The following is a 25616-nucleotide window of genomic DNA, read 5'->3' as shown; positions in this document are numbered from 1 at the left end:
ACCGGGCCTGAACTAGTCAGACCACGGTGGCGGCAAAAAGTTGACTCACCACCAGGCGTGAAAATGATGCACCGGCCCGATGCCGTGCCCCACTTCCAGCGTATCCGCCTGTTGCAGCGCGTGTTGCAGGTAGTCCTTGGCGGCGGCCACCGTGGCCGCCCAGTCGGCATGGCGCGGGCGCAGCGCCGCCAACGCGGCTGAGAGCGTGCAACCGGTGCCGTGAGTGTGGCGGGTGGCGACGCGCGGCGCGGTAAAGCGCTGCTTGCCTTCGGCGGTAAACAGCCAGTCCGGGCTCTCGCTTTCGCTCAGGTGGCCGCCCTTCATCAGCACCGCCCGGCAGCCCATCGCCAGCAGCGCCCGCCCCTGCTCGCGCATCTGCGCTTCATCTTCCGCCGGCGCGCACGCCAGCAGCGCCGCCGCTTCCGGCAGGTTCGGCGTAATGATCGACACCAGCGGCAACAGCTCGCGCCGGATAGACTCTACCGCCTCCGGCGCCAACAGCGGATCGCCGCTTTTCGCCAGCATCACGGTATCCAGCACCACGAATTCCGGCCGGTAATGTCGCAGCCGTTCGGCCACCGCCTGCACGATGTCGGCGTTGGCCAGCATGCCGATCTTGACGCTGTCGATGCGCACGTCGCTGAACACCGAGTCCAGCTGCGCGGCGACGAACGCCGGATCGATGTAATACACCGACTGCACGCCGCGGGTATTTTGCGCCACCAGCGCGGTGATCACGAGGTGCCGTAGGCGCCAAGCGCCGAGAAGGCCTTCAAATCGGCCTGAATGCCGGCGCCGCCGCTGGGATCGGTGCCGGCGATGGTCAGGGCGTTAATGCGTTTCATCACAGATCCTCCCCGCGCAGTTGATACAGCGCATCGAGGAACGCCGGCGTAAAGCTGCCCGGCCCGGCGGCCTGCCTGGCCGCCAGGCCGCCGCAGTGGGACATCACCCGGCAGGCGGTCGCCACGTTGTCCAGGCGATCGCCCGGCAGGGCGCAAAACGCCGCCACCACCGCCGACAGCGCGCAGCCGGTGCCCACCACCCGCGTCATCAGCGGAGAGCCGCCTTCGATCGCCCAATCGCGTTGGCCGTCGGTGACGTAATCCACCGCGCCGGTGACCGCCACCACCGCGCCGCTGCGCTGCGCCAGCTCACGCGCGGCGGGCAATGCCGCCAGCGAGTCGTCGCCGCTGTCCACGCCGCGGCCGCTGGCCAGCAACCCGCTGAGCGCCATGATTTCCGAGGCGTTGCCGCGTATCGCCGCCGGTTTCTCGTCCAGCAGCTGTTTGGCGAAGGCGGTGCGGTAGGAGAGCGCGCCGACCGCCACCGGATCCAGCGTCCAGGGCTTACCGGCCCGATTGGCGGCGGCCACCGCCGCCCGCATCGATTCGGCGCGCAGCGCGTTGAGGGTGCCGACGTTGATCAGCAGGCCGTCGGCCAGCGCGCTGAACTGCGCCGCCTCTTGCGGCTCCACCACCATCGCCGGAGAGGCGCCGAGCGCCAATAGCACGTTGGCGGTCAGCGACTGCACCACTTCGTTGGTCAGGCAGTGGATCAGCGGAGGCCGCTGTTGGAATTGGGTCAGACAGGCCGCGGCGCGGGCGCCGGGTAGTGCATCAGGTCGAGCGATCATATTCCTCCCAACCGGCGTTCAAGAAGGCGGCGCCGGTTGAGCGGCCGTGACTTCCCTACGCTGGCATTATCCAGATCAGGTAATACGGGTATTTCTCAGCCTTCACGCGGAAGGGCACCCCGAGTCATGAAAATCAATAGGTTGTGATCAACGTTGCGTTAATCCCTACTGGGGATCATGCCAGCGGCGGCGCGGACAAACAAGCGATTAAATTGGCCCAGCGGGCATACGCCGCGCAATGCGCTATAGTGAGCACAAACCACCGGGAGATGCCATGCAGATAAGACCCTACCAAGAGACCGATCGCCCCTTCCTGCGCACGCTGTACCTGGCGTCGCGCAAGGCGGCGTTCGGCTGGCGCGATACCTCAAACTATCAGTTGGAAGATTTCGACGGCGCGACGCTGGGCGAAGCGATTTGGGTGGCGGAAGACGGCGGCGCGCTGCTGGGATTCGTCTCCGTCTACCGCGAAGATAACTTCATTCATAACCTGTATGTCGCTCCCCATCAGCCGCCGCGCGGCGTCGGCAGTGCGCTGCTGCATGCGGCGCAAGCCACCTTCACCGCCACCGGTTCGCTGAAATGCCTGGTGAAAAATGAAAAAGCGCTGGCGTTCTACCGCAAGCACGGCTGGCGCATCATCTCCACCGGCAACGACGGCGAAGAAGATTATTACCTGATGCACTCACCGGCCCGCTAGCCCTTACCCGCCGCATCCGGCATCCCGCGCAGCGTCAGCCGCCAAAACAGCAATGCGCTCAGGCTGACGCCCGCCCCCAGCCAGCAGACGCCGCTCCAGCCCGCCCAGGCGTACACATGGGTGCCTACAAAGGCGCCCAGCCCGCTGCCGACGGCGTAAAACAGCATGTAGCAGGCCACCAGCCGGCTGTGCGACTGCGGGTGCGCGCTGAAAATCATGCTCTGGTTCAGCACGTGGATCGCCTGGCCCGCCAGATCCAGCAGCACGATGCCCGCCACCAGCCAAACCAGGCCGCTGCCGAGCAAACCGAGCGGCAGCCAGGCCAGCGTCAACAGCAGCAGACATGCGCCGCTGGCCGCCTGCCCCAACCCGCGATCCGCCAGATGCCCGGCGCGCACCGCCGCCAGCGCGCCCACCGCGCCGACCAGGCCGAACGCTCCCACCGCGGCATGGGTGAAGTTGAACGGCGGCCGGCTCAGCGGCAACACCAGCGAACTCCAAAAGAGGCTGAAAGCGCCGGACATCAGCAGCGCCAGCATGCCGCGAATTTGCAGCGTGCGGTCATGCAGCAACAGGCTCAACATTGAACCCAGCAGCGCGGGATAATTCAGCGTGCTGGGAACGGTGCGTGGCGCTGGCAGCAGGCGCGACAGGATCGGCAGCAATACCAACGTCACTCCGGCGGAGAAGAAGTACACCGTGCGCCAGCCGCCAACGTCCGCCAGCGCGCCGGAGAGAGTGCGCGCCAGCAGCAACCCCAGCACCACCCCGCCCTGCGCCGCGCCGACTACCCGCCCGCGCTCCTGCGGCGGCGCCAGGGCGGCGGCGAACGCGATCAGGCCCTGCGTCATGGCGGTGCCCAGTAGCCCCACCAGCATCATCCCCACCAGCAGCCAGGGCGCGCTGGGCGCCCAGCCCACCAACAGTAGCGCAGCGATCAGCCCCAGCTGTTGCCCCGCCAGCAATCGATGCCGGTTTAACCGATCCCCCAGCGGCACCACCAACAGCAACGCCAGCGCGCAGCCCAACTGAGTCACGGCGATCACCATGCCGACCGCCGCCAGGCTGATGGAAAAATCGCGGGCGATGGCGTCTAACAGCGGCTGCGCATAGTAAACGTTGGCCACGCTAAAGGCGCTGGCGGCGGCCAACAGCAGCACCAGGGCGGCCGGCAGGCACCCCAATGCCGCACAGGGAGGTTCCAGCAGTTTGTCGCTCATCGCACACCTTAATGTGGTTTCATTATTAAACCCAATGAACTTTAGGCGCAGAGGTTTTATAATGCAACCAGAATGTGCAGCAGGAGATAATCGTCGTGAAACGTAAGAGCCTGGAAGACGCGCCGTGCCCGGTGGCGCGCACGCTGGATGTGATTGGCGACTGGTGGTCGCTGCTGATCGTGCGCGACGCCTTCGACGGCGTCACCCGCTTCAGCGAATTTCAAAAAGGGCTGGGGATGGCGAAGAACATCCTTACCACCCGGCTGCGCGCCCTGGTGACGCACGGCGTGCTGGAGATCGTGCCCGCCGCGGACGGCAGTGCCTATCAGGAGTATGTGCTGACCGAGAAAGGCCGCGCGCTGTTTCCAGTGATCGTTGGCCTGCGCCAGTGGGGGGAAGATCATTTGTTCGCCGAGGGAGAAGCGCACTCAACGCTGGTAGAAAGCGACAGCGGCCGCCCCGTGCCGCGCCTGACGCCGATCGGCAACGCCGGGCAGACGCTCACCCCGCTGAATACCCGGGTGGTGAAGGTGGGGGAACGGTGATGAGAGTTAATGACGGTGTCCTCAGCTCACCCGTTGAAAGATTAGGCGGATAAAGAACCATTCCAGACATCCAGCCAACAGATAAACCGCGCCAAAAACGAGCGCGCCAAACCATTCCGTATCGTTAAAATGAAAAAACTCACTGGCGTCAATCAGCCAAGCGGTTTGATTCTGGTTTAGCCTGGGTACAGGAAAAAGCTATATTGTCAGCACAGCCAGCCCAACAACAGCCAATACGTTAGCGAGCAACAGGGCAAATTTTTTCATAGCCTTTCATTCTACAACCTAACGCGGCCCAACAAACTGAACCTAAGAACATACGTTAATCGTTAACCCTCAGGTTGCCCCGTTCGTCGGAGACAACCATGAATGCGGCGGTAATCAAATGCGAACCTTCGGGTGTCTGTACATCGTAGGCGACGGAATAGCGTCTCCCTGGCCGAAAAGCATAGTCGAATACCGGCATGCACCTCCCCGGTTCAATAAAAAAAGCGTCATTATCGATATCTTTAATGAGCTTATCGCCTGATTCGCTATAAATCTGAACGAAGCGGATATTATCCCCCGCCTTCATAGAAGAAAGAATGCAGACATGGTTATCTTTGGCAGTGACGACGGCGGGGAAACGCGGAGTAAACTTATCGCCAGGCCCCGGACAGCCGACCAAGAAGCAGGCCGTGAATAGAACCACATATTTTTTCATGCTCCCTCTCATCCCCTAATAATTTTTTGATAAAGTGCATGAATGTCACGCAAACTATCGGTTCCCCTGTACCTACCCACTCGTCCAGGACGTTGATAATAACGCCACGTTTCAATACCATAAACCAACAGCAGCCAGTAATCAGCAAAAATCGAAGCTTGTTGCTCCAGCGAGTAATCAGTAATTTTATTTCTATCAAGACGATAGTTGTACTCAGCCGCCCAACTAAACAACCCACGCATTCTTACCCATTGTCCATGCTGATGTTGCCATACATGCCCCAATTCATGGATGAAAAGATGTTTATCTTCTATCAGAACCCTATTATCAGAAAAATCGTATTTATAGAGTTCCCTCCGTAACCATAACTCACCATTAGGTGCCATGGCATAACTTCTGTTTTGTAAGCCAAACGGGAAATAGCTATCACAGTGTATCCATACACGACCATATATAATTGAGCTTCCATATATATGGCGAGCCAATTTTATTTCCCCTATGGTCATACGTCGTAATGTCCCTTCTTCGGCCAATGCGTTCATTTATCCCTCCTTGAATTTATCAATATCCTAATACTTTTTTAAAATGAATCTATACATGAACTCTTAAAGAATTGCATTTGGCATAATCCATTTATAACTTGAATGACTTTCAGGGAAATCCCCATCGATTCTCTATAATTAATTAAACGAAAAAAAATATTGCAAATACCTTTGTAGCAACCGTGGTCAGGATACGCTTATCCAGCCGCCTCCTGCATGATTCGCTTCGCAGCGCCATCCGGGTAATGTATAGTCCGCGTTTTACGGAGATCCCATGCTGACTAACTCATCCATTCGTTTGAACAAATACATTAGCGAGAGCGGTATCTGCTCACGCCGCGACGCCGATCGATACATCGAACAGGGCAACGTTTTCATCAACGGTAAACGCGCCACCGTTGGCGCCCAGGTATTTGCCGGCGATGTGGTGAAGGTTAACGGTCAGCTGATCGAGCCGCGCAATGAAGAAGATCTGGTGCTGATCGCGCTGAACAAACCGGTCGGCATCGTCACCACCACCGAGGACGGCGAGCGCGACAACATCACCGACTTCGTCAACCACAGCAAGCGCATCTTCCCGATCGGCCGCTTGGACAAGGATTCGCAGGGGCTGATCTTTCTGACCAACCACGGTGACCTGGTCAACAAGATCCTGCGCGCCGGCAACAATCACGAGAAAGAGTATCTGGTGACGGTCAACAAGCCAGTGACCGACGAGTTTATTCGCGGCATGGGCGCCGGCGTGCCGATGCTTGGCACGGTGACCAAAAAGTGCAAGGTGAAGAAAGAAGCGCCGTTCGTGTTCCGCATCACGCTGGTGCAGGGGCTGAACCGCCAGATCCGCCGCATGTGCGAACACTTCGGCTATGAGGTCACCAAGCTGGAACGCACGCGCATCATGAACGTCAGCCTGAAAGGCTTGCCGCTGGGCGAATGGCGCGATCTGACCGATGACGAGCTGATTGAGCTGTTCAAGCTGATTGAAGGCTCTTCGTCCGAGGCTAAACCGACGAAGAAAGCCCCGGCCAAATCTGCCCCGGCGAAAAAACCGAGCGCCGGCGGACCGAAAAGCGCCGATAAAACCGCTGCGCCGGCCGGCCGCAAGCGCTTTACCCAGCCAGGACGCAAGAAAAAAGGGCGTTAAACGTCCTTCCCTGCTCAGCCCGCCGTTGCGCGGGCTTGGCGAGGGCGAAACCCTGACCACCACCTAGACGAGTCTGATTGAAAACGAGGAAAAATCAGGGGGTAAGAGTAAGAGTCACTATTTTTTTAACAGCGTGGTCTTACCGTCAGGCTCTTGAGCAAAAGTCTTCCCATCCAGACTGATAAAAATCCTTTTATTAGCATCACCATTAATAATCATCGCTATATCCTTATAGATACATTTGTTCTTGGCATCGCCCTCGGCAAAACAATGATAGTCATCAACACTTCCATCATTGCTACCCGTCGGAGCGGCAACATAGCCATCAAAATTCATTACGGCAACGGTAAAGTGACTCTCGTCTTTGATAATATGATATTTTTCCTGAAGTTTATCTTTATTATCATTCCACCAAGATATTTTACCTTCCGTGGTCAACGGAAGGTATTGAACATAAACAGCAGCACCATCAACCCGCACAACATTAGCCGGCCTGACAAGCACCCAAACCAACCAAAAAGCCGCTACGGCAACCAAAGAAAAGAACGCAACCTTTTTCTTGTTAAGCATAGTTTTCACCTGTCACTATTATCTTCGCGCCAAAGTTGGTGAAAAAGGGTCTAAACGCGAACTCTTTATACCTTTGAAGTACAAACCAAATCCTGAAAAAACCAATAGAATTAAACGTTAACTTGCTAATATCTTCTTTATCCAATCCAAAATGATCCTGAGCTTTATAGCTAATCACGGCAGTATATCTATTACCTTGAAAAACCAAAGAATCAACACTGATCTCTGTACTGTTGACCTCATGTACACTGACTCCCATTCCATTTATGCAGTCTTCCCAGCGAACATATTTTGGCAAACGGCTCTGTGATAACTGAAGAGCAAATGCCTCTTTATTCAGCCGATATGAGTTAAAGTCAAAGGTGTCGAGAACACTTTTAATTCGAATTAGCGTACTATTTTCTGATTTATCGCTCAGTATCAGCCTTTTATAGGCTAAATCCATTTGAACATCTTGAAAGTCAGTTCCGTTATTGCACTGCATATGATTGAAAAGCTTAACTATCAAGCCTTGATAAACGCCAGTAAAAGAAAAGTATCTCGATGCAGCTCTCAGCTCATCAAAAAGCATGGCAACCGCCTTTTCTTTTCCTGCTGCCGGAATATTTCGCGTTGCCGGATGATCCTAGGGCGATTTATAAGCACTCCAATCGATAAACGTTGATACTTGCCCCAAGCGATACCGTTGCTTAAGTGTACGTTCATCCATATCGCCATATTGCATATCATCCGCAAAACGGTCGTTAAAAGGCTTCTTGCTGGTGAAAATCGTTAACGGCCTTGTCAATTCACGCATTGGAAAATCAGTCCCTTGCCCATACCAATAAGAGCATTAATCATACAGGCAATCCCGCCCTGCTCATATCGGGAAATGTCTTAGCGCCCCCTTACTCAGGCTCACGGGAAACTTAATGCCCACCATAAAAAAGGCCCGCATCAAGCGGGCCTGAAAGTACCAGAGAAGTCTAGAGGAAAAATCAGAACGACCAGCGCAGGTTGGCGTTGACCGAATTGACGCGGGTATCGGCGCCGAATTGCCCCTGATAGCCAACATCCAACGTCGCAGCGCGCGACAGCTTCACGCTCACGCCGATATCGCCCACCATCACGTTGTCATCCACGGCCTGGCCCTGAGTAACGAACGCGTCGCTGCCGGCAAACGCCATGCGCGATGAGGTGTTCTTATCGCCGTAGGCATGTTGCCAGCCGAGCGAGCCGTAAAGGCTGACGTTCTTCGGCAGTTCGGTCACGCCGCGCACCCCGAGCGTGGAGTAGAAGGTGTCCATCGTTTCATTGCGCACGCTCAGCGCCGCCGCGCCACCCGACTCCTGGAAGCTGTCGGTATGCAGGCGGATGTAGCTCAGGTTGATGAACGGTTCGACGTTCATCTCCGGTTGGCCGAAACGGTAACCCGCTTCGGTGAATGCCAGCAGCGAGTTCGCGTCATAATCCGACTTCAGCCGATCCGAGAAGCCGCTGAAATCGACGTTGCGCTTGCCTTCAATCTTGTGCCAGGTGTAACCCAGCGCGCCGCGCAGCGAGAACGCATCCTGTTGCCCGGCCGCATACAGGCCGAGGTGGTAGTTGTCGGTATCGGCCTTGGAGCGGCGGCTGTCGACGTCATAATCGCCGCGGCTGTAACCGAAGTAACCGCCGATGCGCACGTTATGGTCCGCCAGCTTGCGATCCGCCCCCAACAGGAAGCCGGTGGTGTTGCCATCCAGCTTGCCCACGTTGCCGTTGCCGCTGTTCCTGCCCCAGGAACTGAAGGTCTGGCCCCAGACGCCGCTGTTTTGCGCCTGCGCCGGTTGCACCAGCGACATCGCCAACGGCGGTACCGGCAGACTGTCATTGTCGAACAGGCGCAGCATGCGCTGGTTCAGCACGTTGAACAGCTGGGTGCTGCCGGCGATCAGGTTAGACTGCATCGACGGATAGACTTCGCCGGACAGCTGATTGAACGCCTCGCGCGCTTCCGGCGCGCTCAGCAGCAGCAGCGAGTTGTACAGCGCCAGTGAAGGACCGCGCTGCGCCAGCGTAGAGAGCGCGCCGGCGGTATTCCACTGGTTGCCGCTCTCGGCCACCGTTTGGAAAATGCCCGGCTTGCCGCTGCCTGGATTCTCGCCCCCCGGATTTTCCCCGCCAGGGTTTTCTCCGCCCGGATTCTCGCCCCCTGGATTCTCACCGCCAGGGTTTTCTCCGCCCGGATTCTCACCACCTGGATTTTCCCCACCCGGATTCTCGCCGCCTGGGTTTTCACCACCCGTGTCTTTCTGCGCGATAGTCAGATCCACGGCGTTGGCGCTGTGCTTCAACGCCACATCGAGGAAGGCGGACTTGGAGACCGCCGACGCGAACTGGCCGTCAATACCGCCGTCCGAGGTCAGAATGCGGTAGCTTTGGCCGGTTTTATAGCTGGTTTGCGGATCCAGCGCCGTAACCTGCACCTTGGCCCGATCGCTGATGGTGGTTTTGCCCGCCACCAGCAGTTGATCGCTGCGGCCGTCGCCGGCGATATCGACGTCATAGAAGGATTCGCCGATAAAGTTCAGGTAGCGTTTCAGCGTCAGCGTGCCGATATTGCCGTCGCCGGGCGAGATATGGCCGCCGGACTGGATCTCGGTCTGGCCCAGCGTGCCGTTGCCGCCCAGCGTGCCGCCGGCCTTGATCGACGCGGCGCTGCTGTAGCCCAGCCCGTTATTGACGTCGGTACCCGCCGTCGCGTTAAGGATCAGCGTGCCGCCGTTCTCGGCGCCGAGGGTTTGGATCTCGAAGATGTCGTCTTCTTTCTGGGTATTGATGTCGCTGGCGATGATGAGCTTGCCGCCGCGCGCGGTGACGTTCGCCTGCAGCTCAGAGAGATCGCCGTTCAGCGTCGTGTGCCCGGCGCTGTTGATCACCTCGCCTTCGCCGCTCATCTTGTTGCTGAAAATGTAATTGCCGTCGGTATGGTTAAAGTACACATAGCTGCGGAACAATCCGCCCCGCAGGGCGATCGCCGTCTGGGCATCGATGGCGCCAGCGGCGCCCGCCGCGCCGAGCGTCGGTTCGGTCAACCCGGTGCCGGTATCCATATTGCCGCGGCTGCCGATAATCAGCGCGCCGCGGTTCGAGCCGGAACCGGTCTTGCCCAGCACCACTTCGTTGCCGCCGGCGGAGAATGTTCCGCCGTCCATGACCGCCAACACGCCATTGCCGTAATCGCCGACGTTGACGCTGCTGCCGCTGGTAAACCGTGAGCCGTTGCCGGCGATCGTCAGCTCGGCGGTTTTACGCGCGCCCGAGACGCCCGCCACCTGAATATTACCGACGTTGACCGCAGCGCCGTTCAGCACGTCCAGATCGCCGTAGAGCGTGAGCGCACGACCGACGTTCCACTGGGAATTGGCCCCCTTGACCGTGGCTTTCGGGCTCAGCGTATCGGTCTCACCCGGCCCGCTGCCATTGCCGATGCGTGCGTCAAAGGCGGTGTTCAGCACCGCGCCGTCTTCAATCGCCAGCGTGGAACGTGCCCCCAGATCGGTGCCGACGCTGAGAAAATTGCTGGTAACGCGAGAACCGACGCCGGTGGCGATAAGGTGGCTGTCATAGCCACGGGTGGTGCCGACCACGATCTCTTTCGCGCTGGCCTGCGCACCGTCTTCAACCCGCAAAGTGCCCCGCCCCAGATTGAGGCCGCCGCGCAGCACGAACTGATCGTTCACCGCATTCAGCTCGGCGTTCGGCCCGCGGACCGTGACTACGCTGTCATGAATTTGGCCGTTGAACATCCGGCCGATATTGATGTTATAGGCGCTGATCTTGCCATTCTCGATCAGCAGGTTGCCGCTTTGGTTACGGCCGACGTAAACGTCCCCGGTGTAGGCCAATGATTCGGTAATTTTTGAGTCGCCGTCAAAAATGGCATCGTCTGCGCGAGCGATATCGGCGGGCGCCAGCATCAACAGCGGCGCGGAAAATAGAGCGAGGTAAAGTTTGGAAAGCGGTGTTTTAACCGCTAAAGAATGCGATGTCGTGTCATTCACGGGCTATCTCCGTACTCGTTAGCGTGATGTCGCGGAATGTATTGTTATAAGAAAACTCAATGCGCTAGAGGAGGTATGAGGCGTTATTCCGCGCACGCAGGTTTATTGATCGTCGAAGCAAAAGCTTATTGCCCCCCGGCGCTGGCGCTCCGACGATGGAAAACCAGGAAGCGGCAATACCGCCTCCAAAGCGAATTATTTATGGGTGACTACCGGTGTACAGGTCGGCGCGCTCAGCGACGGCGAGGAGCCTAAAATTCCCGGCATCATCAGCGATGAACAATCGAAAATTCGGCCTTTTTCCGTGGTGGCGCGATAAGAAAGTTTTTGGCCGCCCAGCGCATCCGGCTGCGCGCCATTGACATTGGTCACGGTAATTTCGTCCGATGAACCCAGGCCCAGCATTTTAGCGGTTTCCGCCTGCAGCAGCGGAATGGCCTGATCGGTTTTCAGGGTGGAACAACCGGCTATCATCATCGTAACGGTTAAAGCGATAAGTGGTTTCTTCATAAATTATCCTTTATAACCAATCAGTTAAAATTACCGATTGGCTTTATGTTTTCTCTTATCCAAATCCTCGAATAATATATTTCCCTTTCCTAAACGAAAAAACCCTCCTAAAGTAGGGAGGGTTGATAATAACTCATCAGACCTATCTGATATTTGAAGGCGAAAGGAGAATCTTTTGGGGCAGGATTATGCGTTGGTCGTTGATGACCATCCATTGGTAGCAAGCGGCATCGCTAATTTTCTCAGCACGCATTGCCGATTCAAACAGGCGCATGTGGTGACCACAGAAGAGAATTGCTACCGTCATATTAGGGAAAACGGCCCGCCGCGTTTACTGGTGATCGATTTTTGGCTCTCTTCCGGTACGGCGTTGAAATTACTCAAAGAAGTAAAGCAACTTTATCCTCAGGTGCGGATCTTGGTGGTTAGCGGCGACGAGAATAACGATATCTGGCAGAAAGTGCACACTGCCGGCGGGCATGGATTTGTATTAAAAAACGAACCTCCTGAATTATTCGCCAAGGCGGTCTTTGCGCTGAACGATAATCAGGAATGGTTTCCTGACGGGAATGAATTCGCCGTTAAAAGCAACCACGAGCATTTAAAAAAATTTAATTTAACCCCGCGACAAATTGACGTATTAAATATGATGATGCGCGGCCTGCCCAATAAAAGGATCGCCGCGCAGCTGTCTATTTCCGAACCCACCGTCAAAGAACACATCAGCAATATTTTGAAAAAGATCGGCGTCAACAGCCGAGTGGAAGCCATTACGCTGTTGCACGGCAAACGGGAGCCGTCGCAATGAGGTTTTTCCAGAATTTACAAAATGATGGCATCTCACCACGCGCGCAGATCCGCCTGCTGGACAACACCTTCATGCGATTGGTGTTCAGCTTTACCGCCGTACCTTTCGTCGGCATCCCTTTCGCCATCTGGATTTATTTGCTGGGGGATGAACTTGGCCCAACCATTGCCTGGATCATGGTTTACCTGCTATGCGCCGTGGCGATCAGAATATGGCATCGGCGCTACCTGCGCGAGGCCAAAGAAAATGATGAAGACACCGTGCTGCGCCGCTGGCTGCCGCGCATTAATAAGGTGGCCTTTATTCACGGGCTGGGGATCTCCTCACTCTATTTAATTACCCCGCAGACCCATAACTTTGATTTTTTCCTGCTGCTCAATATCAGCATCGCCGCGATCGTCGCCGCCAACGCAACGCACCTGACGCCCGTCATCAGCACCTTTACGCGCTTTTTCTTCGCCTCCTGGGGGCTGCTGAACATCGGCATCATCTGGCGGCTGGAAGACGTGATGTTCATCGTGCTGATGCTGAACTTGCTGTACGGCTTCGCCATTTATCGCCACGCGTTAACCTCACATGCGTTCTTTATTCAGCAAGCACTGCTCGAAGAGCAAAGTTCGCGCCTGGCGGAACAGTTCCGCCAGGCCAAAGAAGAGGCGGAACAGGCGCTGTTGGACAAGAACCAGTTCCTGACCACCGCCAGCCACGATCTGCGCCAACCGGTGCACGCCATGGGTTTTCTGATCGAAGCCATCATCCACAAAAACCGGGACGACAGCCTGACGCCGCAGCTGCTGGATCTGCAGCAGAGCGTGCGCTCGGTGCATCTGATGTTCAATTCGCTGCTTGATCTCAGCAAGATCGAATCCGGCAACGTGCGCACCGCCGCCACCCATGTGGATATCGGCGCCCTGCTCGACTCAGTGATCACCCTGTTCCGCGAAGAGGCCAACAGCCGCTCGCTGGCGCTGCGCACCTGGCGGCCCAGGCGGCGCATCAGCGTGATGGGCGATCCGCTGCTGGTGCGGCAATCGCTGATCAATCTGATCCAAAACGCCCTGCGCTACACGCAACGGGGCGGCGTACTGATCGCCATCCGCCCACGCGGCGCCGAGTGCCTGGTGGAAGTGTGGGATACCGGCGTAGGCATCGCCGACGAAGAGAAAAGCAAAATCTTCTCCCCTTACTACCGCCCCGAGCTGGCGTGGAAGATAGACAGCGCCGGGCACGGGCTGGGGTTGGCAGTGGTAGCGCGCTGCGCCAAGCTGATGAAGGTGAAGTACGGCATGCACTCCGTCGAAGGCAAAGGCTCGCGCTTCTGGATGCGCTTTGCGCAATACCTCGGCGAAGACAAAGCGCCGGAGATCGCGGCGACGTACGACAACACCGCCACGCCCACCCGCTACGCGCCGCTGCGGGGATCCTGCCTGGTGGTGGACGACGATCCTTTGGTGACCTCCGCCTGGGAAAGCCTGATGAGCACCTGGGGCATCACCGTGCGCTGCGCGGCCTCCGCCGAGGAAGCCTTCGCCATCGTCGACGACGGCTTTACGCCGTTCGCCGTGCTGTGCGATCAACGCCTGCGCTCCGGCGAGAGCGGTTTCGACATCCTCAAAGCGTTGTTCGAACGCCTGCCGGACGTGAGTGGCGCCATGGTCAGCGGCGAGTTCAATTCGCAAGTTCTGCAAGAGGCCGAGCAGGAAGGCTATCTGGTGCTGCGCAAGCCGCTGGAACCGGCCAGGCTGCATGCGCTGTTGACGCAGTGGGGGGCAAGTTAACTACACAGATGGCGCAGGTTATCCGCCAGCAATAAGGCAGGCTCAATGAATAAAACATTAAGCCTGCCGCATTTTACGTGGCGTTATCTAAATACGATTAATCGCATTTAGGCGGTTCTGGTTTGCAAACCGGCGGCTCAGGTTTACATACCGGCGGTTTTGGCGTGCAATCGCCCCAGGCATTATTCCACGCGTTTCCCCAGCTGTTAATCACTTTGCCGATAATAGCCAGACCCAGGCCAATCGTTGCGCCGTTCACCTGCTGAACTTCTGTTGAATTTAATTCTCTCATTTTTCATCTCCATTCACTAAAAAGAATCAATTTAAAATACTGCTTTTTATGAACCGTCGGTTCACGCTTTAGGTATAAGGCGCTCGATAAATTAACTCAATAACGAAAATCTTAATTAAAGATGAAATAAATATAAAATTTTATATTTCATCAAACAATTACGCCATTGCATTTACAGGCTGCAAAGTAATTACCCGATCTGCCGATGCAATCGTCGATGGCCGATGAGCAATGATAACGCGGGTCATTTTCAACGAGGATATGGCTTCGTTCACCCTTTTTTCATTGTCCAGATCCAAATGACTGGTGGCTTCGTCCATAAACAGAATATTGGGTCTTCGGTATAACGCGCGGGCGATAAGCACCCGCTGTTTTTGCCCGCCGGAAAGGCTACCCCCCAATTCGCCCACCAACGTTTCATATCCCATCGGCATTTTCATAATATCGTCGTGAATATTGCAATGCTTGGCGCATTCAACGATAAATTCCGTATCGGGATGAGCATCAAAACTGCATATGTTCTCGGCAATTGAACCGGCAAGCAGTTTATCTTCTTGCAATACACATGCGATGCACTCCCGATAATTATTAATGCCGATATCATGAATGTTAATGCCGTTGATAAACAAACGCCCTTCCGTCGGTTCCAACAGCCCGCACATCAGCTTCATCAACGTGGTTTTGCCGACGCCTGAAGGCCCGACGATCGCCACGCTTTCTCCCGCCGCGATCTGCAGGCTGAGCCCGGGGATCACTGGGCGCGAAAGGCTGTCATATTGATAAAGCAGATCGCGCACTTCAAAAGTCACCGCCTCGTTGGGATTGCATATCTTGCGATAGGGCTTTTCTTCCTCTGTCGTAGAAAGCACGATGTCCGCCAGCCTTTCATTATGCAAATTCAGCATTCGCAGCCGAATGACCATATCGATAAGATTTGACGCGCGATCGGAGAATTGCCCCCGATAGGCATTAAAGGCGACAAACATGCCTAATGTCATTTGACTGTCGATCACTAAAGACGCGCCCAACCACAAGATAACGATTTGATCGCAGGCCGCAAGAAACGCATTCACGCCGCCAAAGAACATATCGAGCTTCGTTACCCGAATATTGGCGTTTGCCGTATCGATATTTAAATTTAACCAGAACTGCGAACGCGTTCCCGCCAACCCCAACGACTTCAGCGTCGCGATGCTGTACAGCGTCTCCATAAAATGTGAACTGGCTTTCGCCGACTTCACCAATTGCTCCTCGGACGCTTGCCGATAATAGCGATAGGTCGAAAGGCGCAGCAGAACATATAAGACCGTAAAGCCGGAGGCTACCCACACCAGCCAGCCACCGTACATGAACATCATGATAAATACGCCGACCGACATGATGCCATCAATGATGCTGGAAACGATACTGGTGGTAAACGTGGTGCGAATGGCGTCCAACGAGCCAAAGCGCGATTGAATATCACCCAGCTTGCGCTTTTCAAAATAGGCAAGCGGGAGCTTCATCAGATGATCAAACAGCCCTGATTTCCACTGTATATCGATCAGCGCGCCCATCACGATGGAGATCCACGAGCGAAACATCGAAACGCAGGTGCGGAACAAGATAAAAAACAGTAAACCGACGCAAATAATGACCAATAAATTATGGTCGCCGGCCTGGATGACGTGGTCCATCACCAACTGAGTCCCGACGGGCATCAGCAGGTTGACGGCCTCAATGACCAGCGACAGCGCGAAAATTTTTACCAGCGCGCTTTTAAGACCGGTGACATTGCTGAGCAGTTTTCTAAAGTGCAGGCGATTTTTCTGCACCACAGGCGTGAATTCACTGCTTGGCCATACCTCTAAAGCGATTCCGGTAAAATGCAGGGAAAACTCCTGCAGGCCGATAACCCGGCGGCCAAATGCCGGATCGTGCAGGGTTATCCGCCCACCGCGAATGTTGACCAGGACCACAAAGTGATTCATATCCCAGTGCAATATGCAGGGCCTTTTCACCTGGTGAATCTCATCCAGGCTCAAGGATAAGGCCCGCGTTTTCAAATTGAGATTCTCGGCGATCGCGATCAGCGAGCTCAGGGTGGCGCCGCGGGCCGAGATATCAAACTTCTGACGCATCGACAGCATATCGACGTGCATGCCGTAATAGCCGCACACCATCGCTAAACTGGCCAGCCCGCATTCGGCGGCCTCCGTTTGCAAGACCTGCGGCACTTTTCTTCTGAGCGACAGGTTCAGCTTGCCAACGATATTCTCATAAACTTTATTCACGAAGTGGCCCCGACACACTGTTTTTCATGTCATAAAATGGCGCGAACATCCATTGGTAGATGGGTCTTTTCTCCAGGAAAAGCGTGGCTTGCGCCTTCATGCCGCTTGAAAGGTTCAGCTTCTTTCCCTGATAGCCAAACTGCGTGTTATCGATAGCCACCAGCACTTTGTAGTACGACTCAACCAGTTCAGCCGATTGTCGAGTTGGCGAACTGCTGTAAGTGGACATTTCCTGAATTGATGCGGGAACATAAGCGATGCTTTCGATCACGCCGGGAAACTGACCAAATTTTTCATACGGGAAGGCGTCATAGCGAACGTTGATGTGATCGCCTCGGCTCACGTAAGGCACGCTGCTGTTGGGCAACCATAAAACCAAATAATAGATGGCATGATTACTGGGGATTAATTGCGCCAGGCTGTCTCCCGTATTGACCATTTGCCCAGGCGTCACGCTGAGCGATTCAACGCGCCCGTCCGCTGGCGCATTGACAATCAACGAGCCGCTGGCGTCCGCTTCGGCCAGCTGCCGCAGGAGATCATTGCGCTGAAATTGATATTGTGAGATTTGATTATCGAAATCGGACGCTCTTGTCGCGAGATCGCTATTCAGGTTAGTTATCTGCAAAGACTCTTGAATGCTTTGGTTATAGAGACTGTGGAACGTACTCTGCTGCTGATAGTAGAGGTAAACCTGGTTATTCAGCTGATCCCGATTAATGAGCCCCTTACTGCGATACTCATCGTAATTTTTCATGGTTTCGCGCATGAAGTTAACGCCGTTGCGTGAATTCTCGACCATCTGTTTGGACTGGCTGTGCGCCAGTTTATATTGGTCAATCTGCGCCTGCAGATTGACCAGGGTCGTTTTCTTGTTCGCCTCCAATTTGGCGATGATGCTATCGACCTGCGCCAGTTGATTTTCTATCGCCTGCCGCGTGCTTGCGCTGACGGTGCCGGAATCCGTCACCCTGCTGACGTCTATCTGATAAAGATGCTGCCCTTTTTTTACCTGATCGCCCACATTGACAAAGCGTTGTGCAATGAATCCCTGCTGAGTAGCAAATATGTTGACCGATCTTGGCAGCGTCGTGACCTCTCCGCCCACGCTGATACGCCGGGTATAACCGCCATAGGTCACGAAAATGATCAGCACAGAAACGAATGAAAGTGAAATGCCCGCGATGACCCAGGCCGGCAACCCTGCAATTAACAATGCTTTTCCTGCCCATTTAGAACGACTGTGCGATAAGGCCTCTTCCCTAAACAAATTCTGACCTCTCCATATATAACGACACCGTTCATTTTTATCTTTTCCCTGGCCCAACACGGCGCTTATTTAGATTTAGTCTTTGTTGGCAAAACCCACAAGTAATAATAATCTTAAAAAAACACAAAACTGCTGAAACGTCACAAAAAGTGCGACCCTAATATTAGCGACGGCGTTATGAGTTGCATATTTCAACGCCGACCTCTTTAATCTAATCGTATTCTCATCAAGCCGTCACTCACAGAGGCTGCGAGAATTAATCGGCGAAACGCTTTACGTTTCGTTCCTGAGGCATAGGGATAAAGTTGAAAGGATTTACTATGAAAGAGCTAAATACTGCAGAGATCGAAATCGTTTCTGGTGCGGGGATTATTTCCGATACGGCAAGCTTTGTATCAGGATTTGCCGGCGATGTTATCATTGATACCGTAAAATTGGCCAATGATGCGCTTAATACCCGATTGATCTCTTCCGTAGGCCAAGGGTTCAACGCGATCGGTTTTGGCTTGGGCGCCGTTCATAATGTCGCGGACTCGCTTGGCTATGCGGCATTTAAAAGCGTTGCAGCCGTAGGCTCCCTGCTGGGCGGGGATGCAAGCCGTATCGAATATCATTACGAGAAAGAATGGGGTGCTTGAAAACAAGCGGCTCCCTCTGAAAGGTTAATGATGCTAACCACCTGCCCAATCAGGTGGTTATTTCAATTACGCACTCACTAACTCTTCTGTTTGAAAACCGCTTTGGTCAATGGAGAGGAGAACACGTTGTGCGGATCGTACTTATTCAGCACGTTGCAGGCATGATTCCAACTGTCATTGTTCCCTGCCCCGGCATTAAAGCTGCGCGGAATGTTTTCTTCGAGTACGGTTTTATCCTGCCACGCGGCCTGTGACGTATAACCCCAGCCTTTACTCCACTCTACGCGAACCGTCGCATAGTCGCCCGCATAGTGGCTAAAAATCCATTTTTCCATTTCACTGTAGAATTTATTGGCATCCGGCGTATCGGGCATGGTCAGAATATCCAACCAGATCGCGACATCCCATTCCGGATGGGATTCAACGGGACGAATAGCCGAAAGATCGGGAGCAATGGCATTGGCCACCGCGCTCTCTTTTGCACTGTCCAATCCGGTGACACGAATTTCAATCGGGCCATTCATCGGAAATGAATTCTTGCGCTGGTAATCGGCCACCATGTCTTCATATTTTTTTGTGAAATCGTGCAATACGTTTTGAATATTGCTCCGCTTCGTGATTATCGCGTAACCATTGGCCGTCACGCGCAGCGTTGTCGGCTTCACATACAACAGCAGATCCTTGCTCCACCCCCATAGATCCGCCGACACGGTGGCCCCTAAACCAATGCTGACCAACTCCATCTGCGCCTTGCCGAGTGTCGGGGTCAGCTCCGGGTGGCCATTATTGATTTTTTTAATGATATCGGAAATTTTAACCGGCAAATTATCCGAGAACGGATAGTTAAATGGACCATTAACCGGTTTTGACACTTTTGGGAAGCTGTCTTCTTGCTTCCACACTTTCAGCCATGGTTTTTCCGTGAACGGGAACCAAATGACTTCAACGCGCCCGCACAGATCCAAGAAATGGCTGAAGGTATTTTTTGTCGTGCTTGCAGTGGAAAAAAGATCCGCCGCGGTGACATTAACATAACTTTGACAGCGTAAACGCCGGTTGCGCGGCACCTGCAGCGTCACTTCGCTGATAAAAGCCCGGCCGACATGCACCAGGAATGCCGAGCTCTCCGCATTATCACGCGTAAACTCCTTTAATTCATACTTCGACCGCGCCTGATCCCAGACGACAGCTTTTAGCGACACCACGCTATTGCTCACGGAACCAAAGCTGGCAAACTCAGCCAGAGGCTCATCTTTTGCCGGGATGCAGGTTCCATGGCCGCCGATGGCGAGCACGCCGCCCAGGGTCAGATCGCCAGGCGCCGGCGTCGCGTAAAAGCCGAGTTTCTTTTTTTCTAATTCAGTGAGCAAAGCCTGCATTGTCACCCCCGTTTGCGCGGTGACGTATCCATGCTCTCCCACTTTATTGATTGAGATGTTTTTGAATTTTCTGGTGAGGTCGATCAGCACGACATTGCTATTATCCTCCCCGTTTGCAATAACGAGCGGGGACCAGTTGTGCTTGATGCCAACCGGACGCACGCAATATTTATTCTCATGCGCCCAGTTAATTACGGCCAAGAGCTCATCCGTATTTTGTGGATAGCAGGTCAGAATATGATTGCCGGAGATTTCTTTTGACCAATTAACAAAATTGACATACTCATAGCCCACAGGGAACGTGTTCAAACTAGAACCAGTCATAACTGACTTCCTTTTAAAATTAAAATAGATAGAGATAAAAACGGCAACAGCCCGAGCGCTAATTAATCACCCTGATAAGCACCTCCTTTTCCTTGGGATAATCCCTCTGTTTTACTGCCCGAAGAGCGTCAAGACTTGCCAATATAAATCAACACCTTGACGTTAATTTCCGCGTATTGAAAATTCTTTTCTTTATGCAACTCAATTAAAAAGCCGTTTCTTATTCGCACGCCAAGCAAAGGAAGATAGGCGTCATAGATGCTGTCAAAAAAAACCAGATATTCGTTCAACCTGCCGTTAAACTCGAACAATAAATACTGCCCTCTTATCAACGTCAGATTGCGTGTCTCGTAGTACCCTTTGCTGAGCGTTACTTCCCAACCGGATGAAGCCAACTTTACCGTGCGCATTGACGTATCGGTATTTTTCCCTGTGCGGCTGCCGTATTTCTGTCGTTCCTCTCCTCCAGAGCTGGAAGCATTCATTGAATGATAGAGAAAAAACTTATATCCCTTAAGCAGGTATATGTTCTTGGGCATTTCGATAAAATGATATGCTGACGGATTTTGTATTAAAAAGGGAGGGAGATGTTTGGAAAAGTCCCATTCCTGGCTCGTTCTAAAGTCCTTTGGGCTTTCACCGAAAAAGCGTTGAAAGGCGCGGCTAAAAGCCTGCTGGGAGCTAAAGCCGATAGCAGTAGCCACTTCCAATACTTTTAAATCAGACTGTTTGAGCATGACGGCAGACTTGCTCAGACGCCTATTTCTGATATACGTCGCTATTTTCATTCCCGTATAACGCTGAAACATTCTTTGCAAGTGCCATTTCGAATAACCAGACAAATCCGATAACTTTTCTATCGAGAGATCATGCTGTATATTCATCTCGATCAAATTAACTAGCTCGACCACGATACTATGCTGGTAACTCATAATGACATCCATGCCCTAACAAAACCCACCCTCAGACAACCTGCTCATTGGGCTTTTATCCATTAAAATGAAAAACAAAGCGCTGCCGCAATCATGCAATTAGGATTAGAATGTGAAAAACAATGAACCTTTTATAGTTGATTGACAAAGAGATACTTCTTTTTGGGTAGGCATCCTCCTTGTGACGTTATTGGTATAATTCTTATAAAGCTTTTCCCTGGTGAAGGCTTTTCCTGTCTCTTTCATCTTGACCAATATCCATCCTGACGTTGTGCAACTAAGCAGTCAAAAGAAAGCATATCCTGGCATCCGTTGATAAATCGTTTGCCTCCCTCTCGGCGGTGCATTTTAATACCCTTACATTTAGAGTAGCCTATGTAGATAGCTTAGAAAATATCAAATGCCAGATAATTACACAGTTCGCACTTTATGTTACGACAATAATTAAAAGATAAGAAAAATCATATAATTAGAATTTCAACTCCAAGCAATGAATGCCGATAAAACGTAGATCTCGTCCTTGAGAAGGGTTATTAAAAACAATGAAACCGCTGATTTCCCCAATAAAAACAGAAAGAAAGATTTATAAAATAAGAAATAGACTAATTCACTGCATCCTTCTGATATATTTATTCGTCAGACCAAGTCTTTCAGAAAAATCCCATAAAATGGCGCACGGAGTCCTTTAATTTTCGCAGAGGGTTAATTAGCTACGCCATCGCCCGATGCCGATGAGTCGACGCGCCTCAATACGGCAATTCATTTTAATGCCGCGGCCCGGCGGATACGGTGAATAAAGCTCCGTTATCCGACGACATCATCGCACCGGCGAAGTGCGCGTGGTTGCAGAATACCGTTCTGCGGATAGGCGCAAAGCCAAGATGGAAAACGCCGCGCCTCAGAAAATGAGCCGTAAGCAAAGCGCAGGCGGCTCCGCGCGGGCTGTCCTCTCCATTCGCGCCTCTCTCAACCCAGCCCTCTTGCGGATCGGAGGCCGTCTACGGCACAGGGCGCCAAACATCAGGCATAAAAAAACCCGCCGTTAAGCGGGTTTGGTTCTCATGTGCGGTTCACTGACGCCAGCCTACGCCGGACGCGGGATTACTCCCACTCGATCGTCGCCGGCGGCTTGCCGCTGATGTCGTACACCACGCGGGAGATGCCGTCCACTTCGTTGATGATGCGGTTGGACACGCGGCCGAGGAAGTCATACGGCAGATGCGCCCAGTGCGCGGTCATGAAGTCGATGGTTTCCACCGCACGCAGGGAGACCACCCAGTCGTATTTGCGGCCGTCGCCCATCACGCCGACCGAGCGCACCGGCAGGAACACGGTGAACGCCTGGCTGACTTTGTTGTACAGGTCGGCTTTGTGCAGCTCTTCGATGAAGATGGCATCGGCGCGGCGCAGCAGATCGCAGTACTCTTTCTTCACTTCGCCCAGCACGCGCACGCCCAGACCGGGCCCGGGAACGGGTGACGGTACAGCATGTCGTACGGCAGGCCCAGTTCCAGGCCAATTTTGCGCACTTCGTCTTTGAACAGCTCTTTCAGCGGCTCGACCAGGCCCAGCTTCATCTCTTTCGGCAGGCCGCCCACGTTGTGGTGCGACTTGATCACGTGCGCTTTGCCGGTGGCGGAAGCGGCGGATTCAATTACGTCCGGGTAGATGGTGCCCTGCGCCAGCCATTTCACCTGCTCTTGCTTGCAGGCTTCTTCGTCGAACACTTCAACGAACACGCGGCCGATGATTTTACGCTTGGCTTCCGGCTCGTCGACGCCCGCCAGCGCGGTCAGGAAGCGGTTTTCCGCCTCGACGTGCACGATGTTCAGGCCGAAGTGGTCGCCGAACATTTCCATCACCTGCTTGGCTTCGTTCAAGCGCAGCAGGCCGTTGTCGACGAACACGCAGGTCAGACGCTTGCCGATGGCGCGGTGCAGCAGCATCGCGGTCACGGAGGAGTCAACGCCGCCGGACAGGCCGAGGATCACGTGGTCTTCACCCACCTGCTCGCGGATGCGCTCAACCGCATCTTCGATGATGGTCGCCGGCGTCCACAGGGCCTCACACTGGCAGATGTCCAGTACGAAGCGCTCCAGCATGCGCTGGCCCTGACGGGTGTGGGTCACTTCCGGGTGGAACTGCACGCCGTAGAAGCGTTTTTCTTCGTTGGCCATAATGGCGAACGGGCAGGTATCGGTGCTGGCGACGGTCACGAAGTCGGACGGGATCGCGGTCACTTTGTCGCCGTGGCTCATCCACACGTCCAGCAGCGGTTTGCCGGCCGGGCTGATGGCGTCTTCGATGTCGCGCAGCAGCGCGCTCTCGTTGACGATTTCCACCTGCGCGTAGCCGAACTCGCGTTCGTTGGAGCCCTGCACATGGCCACCCAGCTGCATCGCCATGGTCTGCATGCCGTAGCACACGCCCAGTACCGGCACGCCGGCGTTGAACACGTAGTCAGGGGCGCGCGGGCTGCCGGCTTCGGTGGTGCTTTCCGGGCCGCCGGACAGGATGATGCCGCTTGGGTTGAATTCGCGGATCTGCTCTTCGCTAACGTCCCAGGCCCACAGTTCGCAGTAAACGCCGATTTCGCGCACGCGGCGGGCGACCAGTTGGGTGTATTGCGAACCGAAGTCCAGTATGAGGATGCGATGCTTATGGATATTTTGTGTCATGTGAGGCGAATTCCAGCAACAAGAGAAAAAGAGCGAAAATGTATGTTTTCGGGATGGGGCTTAGCGCCCCACCCCGGCCTCTCACTCAGGAGAGGTTAAGGCATCAGCCCATGCGGTAGTTCGGCGACTCTTTGGTGATGGTCACGTCGTGCACGTGGCTTTCCTGAATGCCGGCGCCGCTGATGCGCACGAACTCCGCCTTGGTGCGCAGATCGTCGATGGTGGCGCAGCCGGTCAGGCCCATGCAGGAGCGCAGGCCGCCCATCTGCTGGTGCACGATGGCTTTCAGCATGCCTTTATAGGCCACGCGGCCTTCGATACCTTCCGGCACCAGTTTGTCGGCGGCGTTATCGGTCTGGAAGTAACGGTCGGAAGAGCCTTTGGACATCGCGCCCAGCGAGCCCATGCCGCGGTAAGATTTGAACGAGCGGCCCTGATACAGCTCGATTTCGCCCGGAGATTCTTCGGTGCCCGCCAGCATGGAGCCGACCATCACGCAAGAGGCGCCCGCGGCGATCGCTTTGGCGATATCGCCGGAGAAGCGGATGCCGCCGTCGGCGATAACCGGAATACCGGTGCCTTCCAGCGCTTCCACCGCGTCGGCGATGGCGGTGATCTGCGGTACGCCTACGCCGGTCACGATGCGGGTGGTACAGATGGAGCCAGGGCCGATACCCACTTTCACCGCACTCACGCCGGCTTCAGCCAGCGCTTTGGCGCCCGCCGCGGTCGCGACGTTGCCGCCGACGATCTGCAGATCCGGGTATTTGGCGCGGGTTTCGCGGATGCGCTGCAACACGCCTTCGGAGTGGCCGTGCGAGGAGTCGATCAGCAGGACGTCAACGCCTGCCGCCACCAGCGCATCAACGCGCTCTTCGTTGCCGGCGCCGGCGCGACCGCCGCGCCCACGCGCAGACGGCCGTGCTCGTCTTTACAGGCGTTCGGCTTACGTTCCGCTTTCTGGAAGTCTTTAACGGTGATCATGCCCAGCAGGTGGAAGCTGTCGTCCACCACCAGCGCTTTTTCTACGCGCTTTTCGTGCATCTTCTGCAGCACCACGTCGCGCGCTTCACCTTCTTTCACGGTGACCAGGCGATCTTTCGGCGTCATCACCGCAGTCACCGGCTGAGTCAGATCGGTCACGAAGCGCACGTCGCGGCCGGTAATGATGCCGACCAGCTCGTTGTCTTCGGTGACGACCGGATAACCGGCGAAGCCGTTGCGCGCGGTCAGCTCTTTCACTTCCTGCAGCGTGGTGGCCGGGGTAACGGTCTGCGGGTCGGTGACTACGCCGCTTTCATGTTTTTTCACGCGGCTGACTTCTTCAGCCTGGCGCTCGATGGACATGTTTTTGTGGATGAAGCCCAGGCCGCCTTCCTGCGCCAGCGCGATGGCCAGGCCGGATTCGGTAACGGTATCCATGGCTGCGGACAGCATAGGGATGTTCAGGCGGATGGTTTTGGTCAGTTGAGTGCCGAGCTCTGCGGTGTTAGGCAGAACCGTGGAGTGGGCTGGAACCAGGAGGACGTCGTCAAACGTCAGAGCTTCTTTAGCGATACGTAGCATGGGCAATATCTCACCAGGGTGGGCTGTGAAAAAGATAAAATATTGCCGCGGCATTATACAGAGCGGAATCGGTTGCCTCCAGC

General features: G+C 54.8%; 18 protein-coding genes, 4 pseudogenes and 1 riboswitch. Of the genes and pseudogenes, 6 read left to right on the top strand and 16 right to left on the bottom strand.

Annotated features, from left to right (window positions below; all coding sequences use genetic code 11):
* Positions 1-45 precede the first annotated feature (45 nt).
* Both thiD and thiM read right to left on the bottom strand, forming a co-directional pair.
* Positions 46-845, bottom strand: a pseudogene (gene thiD / locus ITX55_RS20180) (bifunctional hydroxymethylpyrimidine kinase/phosphomethylpyrimidine kinase).
* A complete protein-coding gene (gene thiM, locus ITX55_RS20175; RefSeq protein ID WP_033651555.1) occupies positions 845-1636 on the bottom strand; it encodes a hydroxyethylthiazole kinase in 792 nt (263 codons plus the stop codon). Before thiM ends, thiD begins: the two are co-directional and overlap by 1 nt.
* Before the next feature lie 35 nt (positions 1637-1671).
* A riboswitch (TPP riboswitch) is annotated at positions 1672-1768 on the bottom strand.
* Between the two features lie 142 nt (positions 1769-1910).
* Between thiM and ITX55_RS20170 the strand changes: the two genes are divergently transcribed.
* Positions 1911-2336, top strand: a complete 426-nt coding sequence (locus ITX55_RS20170) for a GNAT family N-acetyltransferase (protein ID WP_223085320.1) — start codon at positions 1911-1913, stop codon at positions 2334-2336.
* On the opposite strand, the gene ITX55_RS20165 is transcribed toward ITX55_RS20170, so the two are convergent.
* On the bottom strand, positions 2333-3556 hold the full coding sequence (locus ITX55_RS20165) for an MFS transporter (protein ID WP_223085316.1): 1224 nt from the start codon (positions 3554-3556) through the stop codon (positions 2333-2335). The two genes, ITX55_RS20170 and ITX55_RS20165, sit on opposite strands and share 4 nt — an antisense overlap.
* Before the next feature lie 95 nt (positions 3557-3651).
* Here ITX55_RS20165 and ITX55_RS20160 point away from each other — a divergent pair, with 95 nt between their 5' ends.
* Complete coding sequence (locus tag ITX55_RS20160) at positions 3652-4101, top strand: helix-turn-helix domain-containing protein (protein WP_197850025.1); 450 nt, start codon at positions 3652-3654, stop codon at positions 4099-4101.
* A gap of 322 nt (positions 4102-4423) precedes the next feature.
* Here ITX55_RS20160 and ITX55_RS20155 read toward each other — a convergent pair whose 3' ends face one another.
* The gene (locus ITX55_RS20155) at positions 4424-4804 is read right to left on the bottom strand and encodes a putative T6SS immunity periplasmic lipoprotein (protein WP_223085314.1); all 381 of its coding nucleotides are present in this window, start codon (positions 4802-4804) and stop codon (positions 4424-4426) included.
* Positions 4805-4812: 8 nt separating this feature from the next.
* The gene (locus ITX55_RS20150) at positions 4813-5346 is read right to left on the bottom strand and encodes a type IV secretion protein Rhs (RefSeq protein ID WP_108681754.1); all 534 of its coding nucleotides are present in this window, start codon (positions 5344-5346) and stop codon (positions 4813-4815) included.
* Positions 5347-5620: 274 nt separating this feature from the next.
* Between ITX55_RS20150 and rluF the strand changes: the two genes are divergently transcribed.
* The gene (gene rluF / locus ITX55_RS20145) at positions 5621-6490 is read left to right on the top strand and encodes a 23S rRNA pseudouridine(2604) synthase RluF (RefSeq protein ID WP_033651557.1); all 870 of its coding nucleotides are present in this window, start codon (positions 5621-5623) and stop codon (positions 6488-6490) included.
* Positions 6491-6607: 117 nt separating this feature from the next.
* On the opposite strand, the gene ITX55_RS20140 is transcribed toward rluF, so the two are convergent.
* From ITX55_RS20140 to ITX55_RS20125, 4 genes and pseudogenes are all read right to left on the bottom strand, one after another.
* Entirely contained in the window at positions 6608-7060 is a 453-nt protein-coding gene (locus ITX55_RS20140; protein ID WP_033644077.1) for a DUF943 family protein, read from the bottom strand.
* Positions 7053-7856 (bottom strand): annotated as a pseudogene (locus ITX55_RS20135) (DUF3289 family protein). The gene ITX55_RS20140 and the pseudogene ITX55_RS20135 overlap by 8 nt, the downstream one beginning before the upstream one ends.
* Before the next feature lie 181 nt (positions 7857-8037).
* Positions 8038-11085, bottom strand: coding sequence for an autotransporter domain-containing protein (locus tag ITX55_RS20130; protein ID WP_223085312.1), 3048 nt, complete (start codon positions 11083-11085; stop codon positions 8038-8040).
* Positions 11086-11280: 195 nt separating this feature from the next.
* Positions 11281-11595 (bottom strand): hypothetical protein, encoded by a 315-nt coding sequence (locus ITX55_RS20125; protein WP_025303891.1) that lies wholly within the window; start codon positions 11593-11595, stop codon positions 11281-11283.
* A gap of 175 nt (positions 11596-11770) precedes the next feature.
* Here ITX55_RS20125 and ITX55_RS20120 point away from each other — a divergent pair, with 175 nt between their 5' ends.
* Entirely contained in the window at positions 11771-12403 is a 633-nt protein-coding gene (locus ITX55_RS20120) for a response regulator transcription factor (protein WP_033644079.1), read from the top strand.
* Positions 12400-14181: a hybrid sensor histidine kinase/response regulator gene (locus ITX55_RS20115; protein ID WP_094141517.1), complete on the top strand. Its 1782-nt coding sequence runs from the start codon at positions 12400-12402 to the stop codon at positions 14179-14181. The genes ITX55_RS20120 and ITX55_RS20115 overlap by 4 nt, the downstream gene beginning before the upstream one ends.
* Positions 14182-14278: 97 nt before the next feature.
* On the opposite strand, the gene ITX55_RS20110 is transcribed toward ITX55_RS20115, so the two are convergent.
* The 3 genes from ITX55_RS20110 to ITX55_RS20100 form a co-directional block, all read right to left on the bottom strand.
* Positions 14279-14473, bottom strand: a complete 195-nt coding sequence (locus ITX55_RS20110; RefSeq protein WP_139145115.1) for a hypothetical protein — start codon at positions 14471-14473, stop codon at positions 14279-14281.
* A gap of 158 nt (positions 14474-14631) precedes the next feature.
* A complete protein-coding gene (locus ITX55_RS20105) occupies positions 14632-16746 on the bottom strand; it encodes a peptidase domain-containing ABC transporter (RefSeq protein WP_260048595.1) in 2115 nt (704 codons plus the stop codon).
* Positions 16739-18016: an HlyD family secretion protein gene (locus tag ITX55_RS20100; protein ID WP_033644082.1), complete on the bottom strand. Its 1278-nt coding sequence runs from the start codon at positions 18014-18016 to the stop codon at positions 16739-16741. Before ITX55_RS20100 ends, ITX55_RS20105 begins: the two co-directional genes overlap by 8 nt.
* A gap of 320 nt (positions 18017-18336) precedes the next feature.
* Here ITX55_RS20100 and ITX55_RS20095 point away from each other — a divergent pair, with 320 nt between their 5' ends.
* Positions 18337-18654 (top strand): hypothetical protein, encoded by a 318-nt coding sequence (locus ITX55_RS20095; protein WP_079007635.1) that lies wholly within the window; start codon positions 18337-18339, stop codon positions 18652-18654.
* A 77-nt stretch (positions 18655-18731) separates the two neighbouring features.
* Here the strand turns inward: ITX55_RS20095 and ITX55_RS20090 are convergent, their stop codons facing one another.
* The 4 genes and pseudogenes from ITX55_RS20090 to guaB form a co-directional block, all read right to left on the bottom strand.
* Positions 18732-20357, bottom strand: coding sequence for a cholesterol oxidase substrate-binding domain-containing protein (locus ITX55_RS20090; protein ID WP_228287469.1), 1626 nt, complete (start codon positions 20355-20357; stop codon positions 18732-18734).
* A gap of 128 nt (positions 20358-20485) precedes the next feature.
* Positions 20486-21289, bottom strand: coding sequence for a helix-turn-helix domain-containing protein (locus ITX55_RS20085; RefSeq protein ID WP_033644341.1), 804 nt, complete (start codon positions 21287-21289; stop codon positions 20486-20488).
* Between the two features lie 1101 nt (positions 21290-22390).
* A pseudogene (guaA, locus tag ITX55_RS20080) lies at positions 22391-23967 on the bottom strand (glutamine-hydrolyzing GMP synthase).
* Between the two features lie 103 nt (positions 23968-24070).
* A pseudogene (gene guaB, locus ITX55_RS20075) lies at positions 24071-25533 on the bottom strand (IMP dehydrogenase).
* Positions 25534-25616 lie beyond the last annotated feature (83 nt).

The sequence above is a fragment of the Serratia sp. EWG9 genome (assembly GCF_019913725.1).
Classification (GTDB): domain Bacteria; phylum Pseudomonadota; class Gammaproteobacteria; order Enterobacterales; family Enterobacteriaceae; genus Serratia; species Serratia ureilytica.
This window is presented reverse-complemented; position numbering and strand designations above follow the sequence as displayed.

Excerpts from the sequence above, each read along its gene's own strand:
- ITX55_RS20090 (WP_228287469.1), bottom strand. The coding sequence starts at position 20,357 with ATGACTGGTTCTAGTTTGAACACGTTCCCTGTGGGCTATGAGTATGTC.
- ITX55_RS20110 (WP_139145115.1), bottom strand. The coding sequence starts at position 14,473 with ATGAGAGAATTAAATTCAACAGAAGTTCAGCAGGTGAACGGCGCAACG.
- ITX55_RS20115 (WP_094141517.1), top strand. The coding sequence starts at position 12,400 with ATGAGGTTTTTCCAGAATTTACAAAATGATGGCATCTCACCACGCGCG.
- ITX55_RS20155 (WP_223085314.1), bottom strand. The coding sequence starts at position 4,804 with ATGAAAAAATATGTGGTTCTATTCACGGCCTGCTTCTTGGTCGGCTGT.
- ITX55_RS20150 (WP_108681754.1), bottom strand. The coding sequence starts at position 5,346 with ATGAACGCATTGGCCGAAGAAGGGACATTACGACGTATGACCATAGGG.
- ITX55_RS20140 (WP_033644077.1), bottom strand. The coding sequence starts at position 7,060 with ATGCTTAACAAGAAAAAGGTTGCGTTCTTTTCTTTGGTTGCCGTAGCG.
- ITX55_RS20170 (WP_223085320.1), top strand. The coding sequence starts at position 1,911 with ATGCAGATAAGACCCTACCAAGAGACCGATCGCCCCTTCCTGCGCACG.
- ITX55_RS20125 (WP_025303891.1), bottom strand. The coding sequence starts at position 11,595 with ATGAAGAAACCACTTATCGCTTTAACCGTTACGATGATGATAGCCGGT.
- ITX55_RS20085 (WP_033644341.1), bottom strand. The coding sequence starts at position 21,289 with ATGAGTTACCAGCATAGTATCGTGGTCGAGCTAGTTAATTTGATCGAG.
- ITX55_RS20095 (WP_079007635.1), top strand. The coding sequence starts at position 18,337 with ATGAAAGAGCTAAATACTGCAGAGATCGAAATCGTTTCTGGTGCGGGG.
- rluF (WP_033651557.1), top strand. The coding sequence starts at position 5,621 with ATGCTGACTAACTCATCCATTCGTTTGAACAAATACATTAGCGAGAGC.
- thiM (WP_033651555.1), bottom strand. The coding sequence starts at position 1,636 with ATGATCGCTCGACCTGATGCACTACCCGGCGCCCGCGCCGCGGCCTGT.
- ITX55_RS20165 (WP_223085316.1), bottom strand. The coding sequence starts at position 3,556 with ATGAGCGACAAACTGCTGGAACCTCCCTGTGCGGCATTGGGGTGCCTG.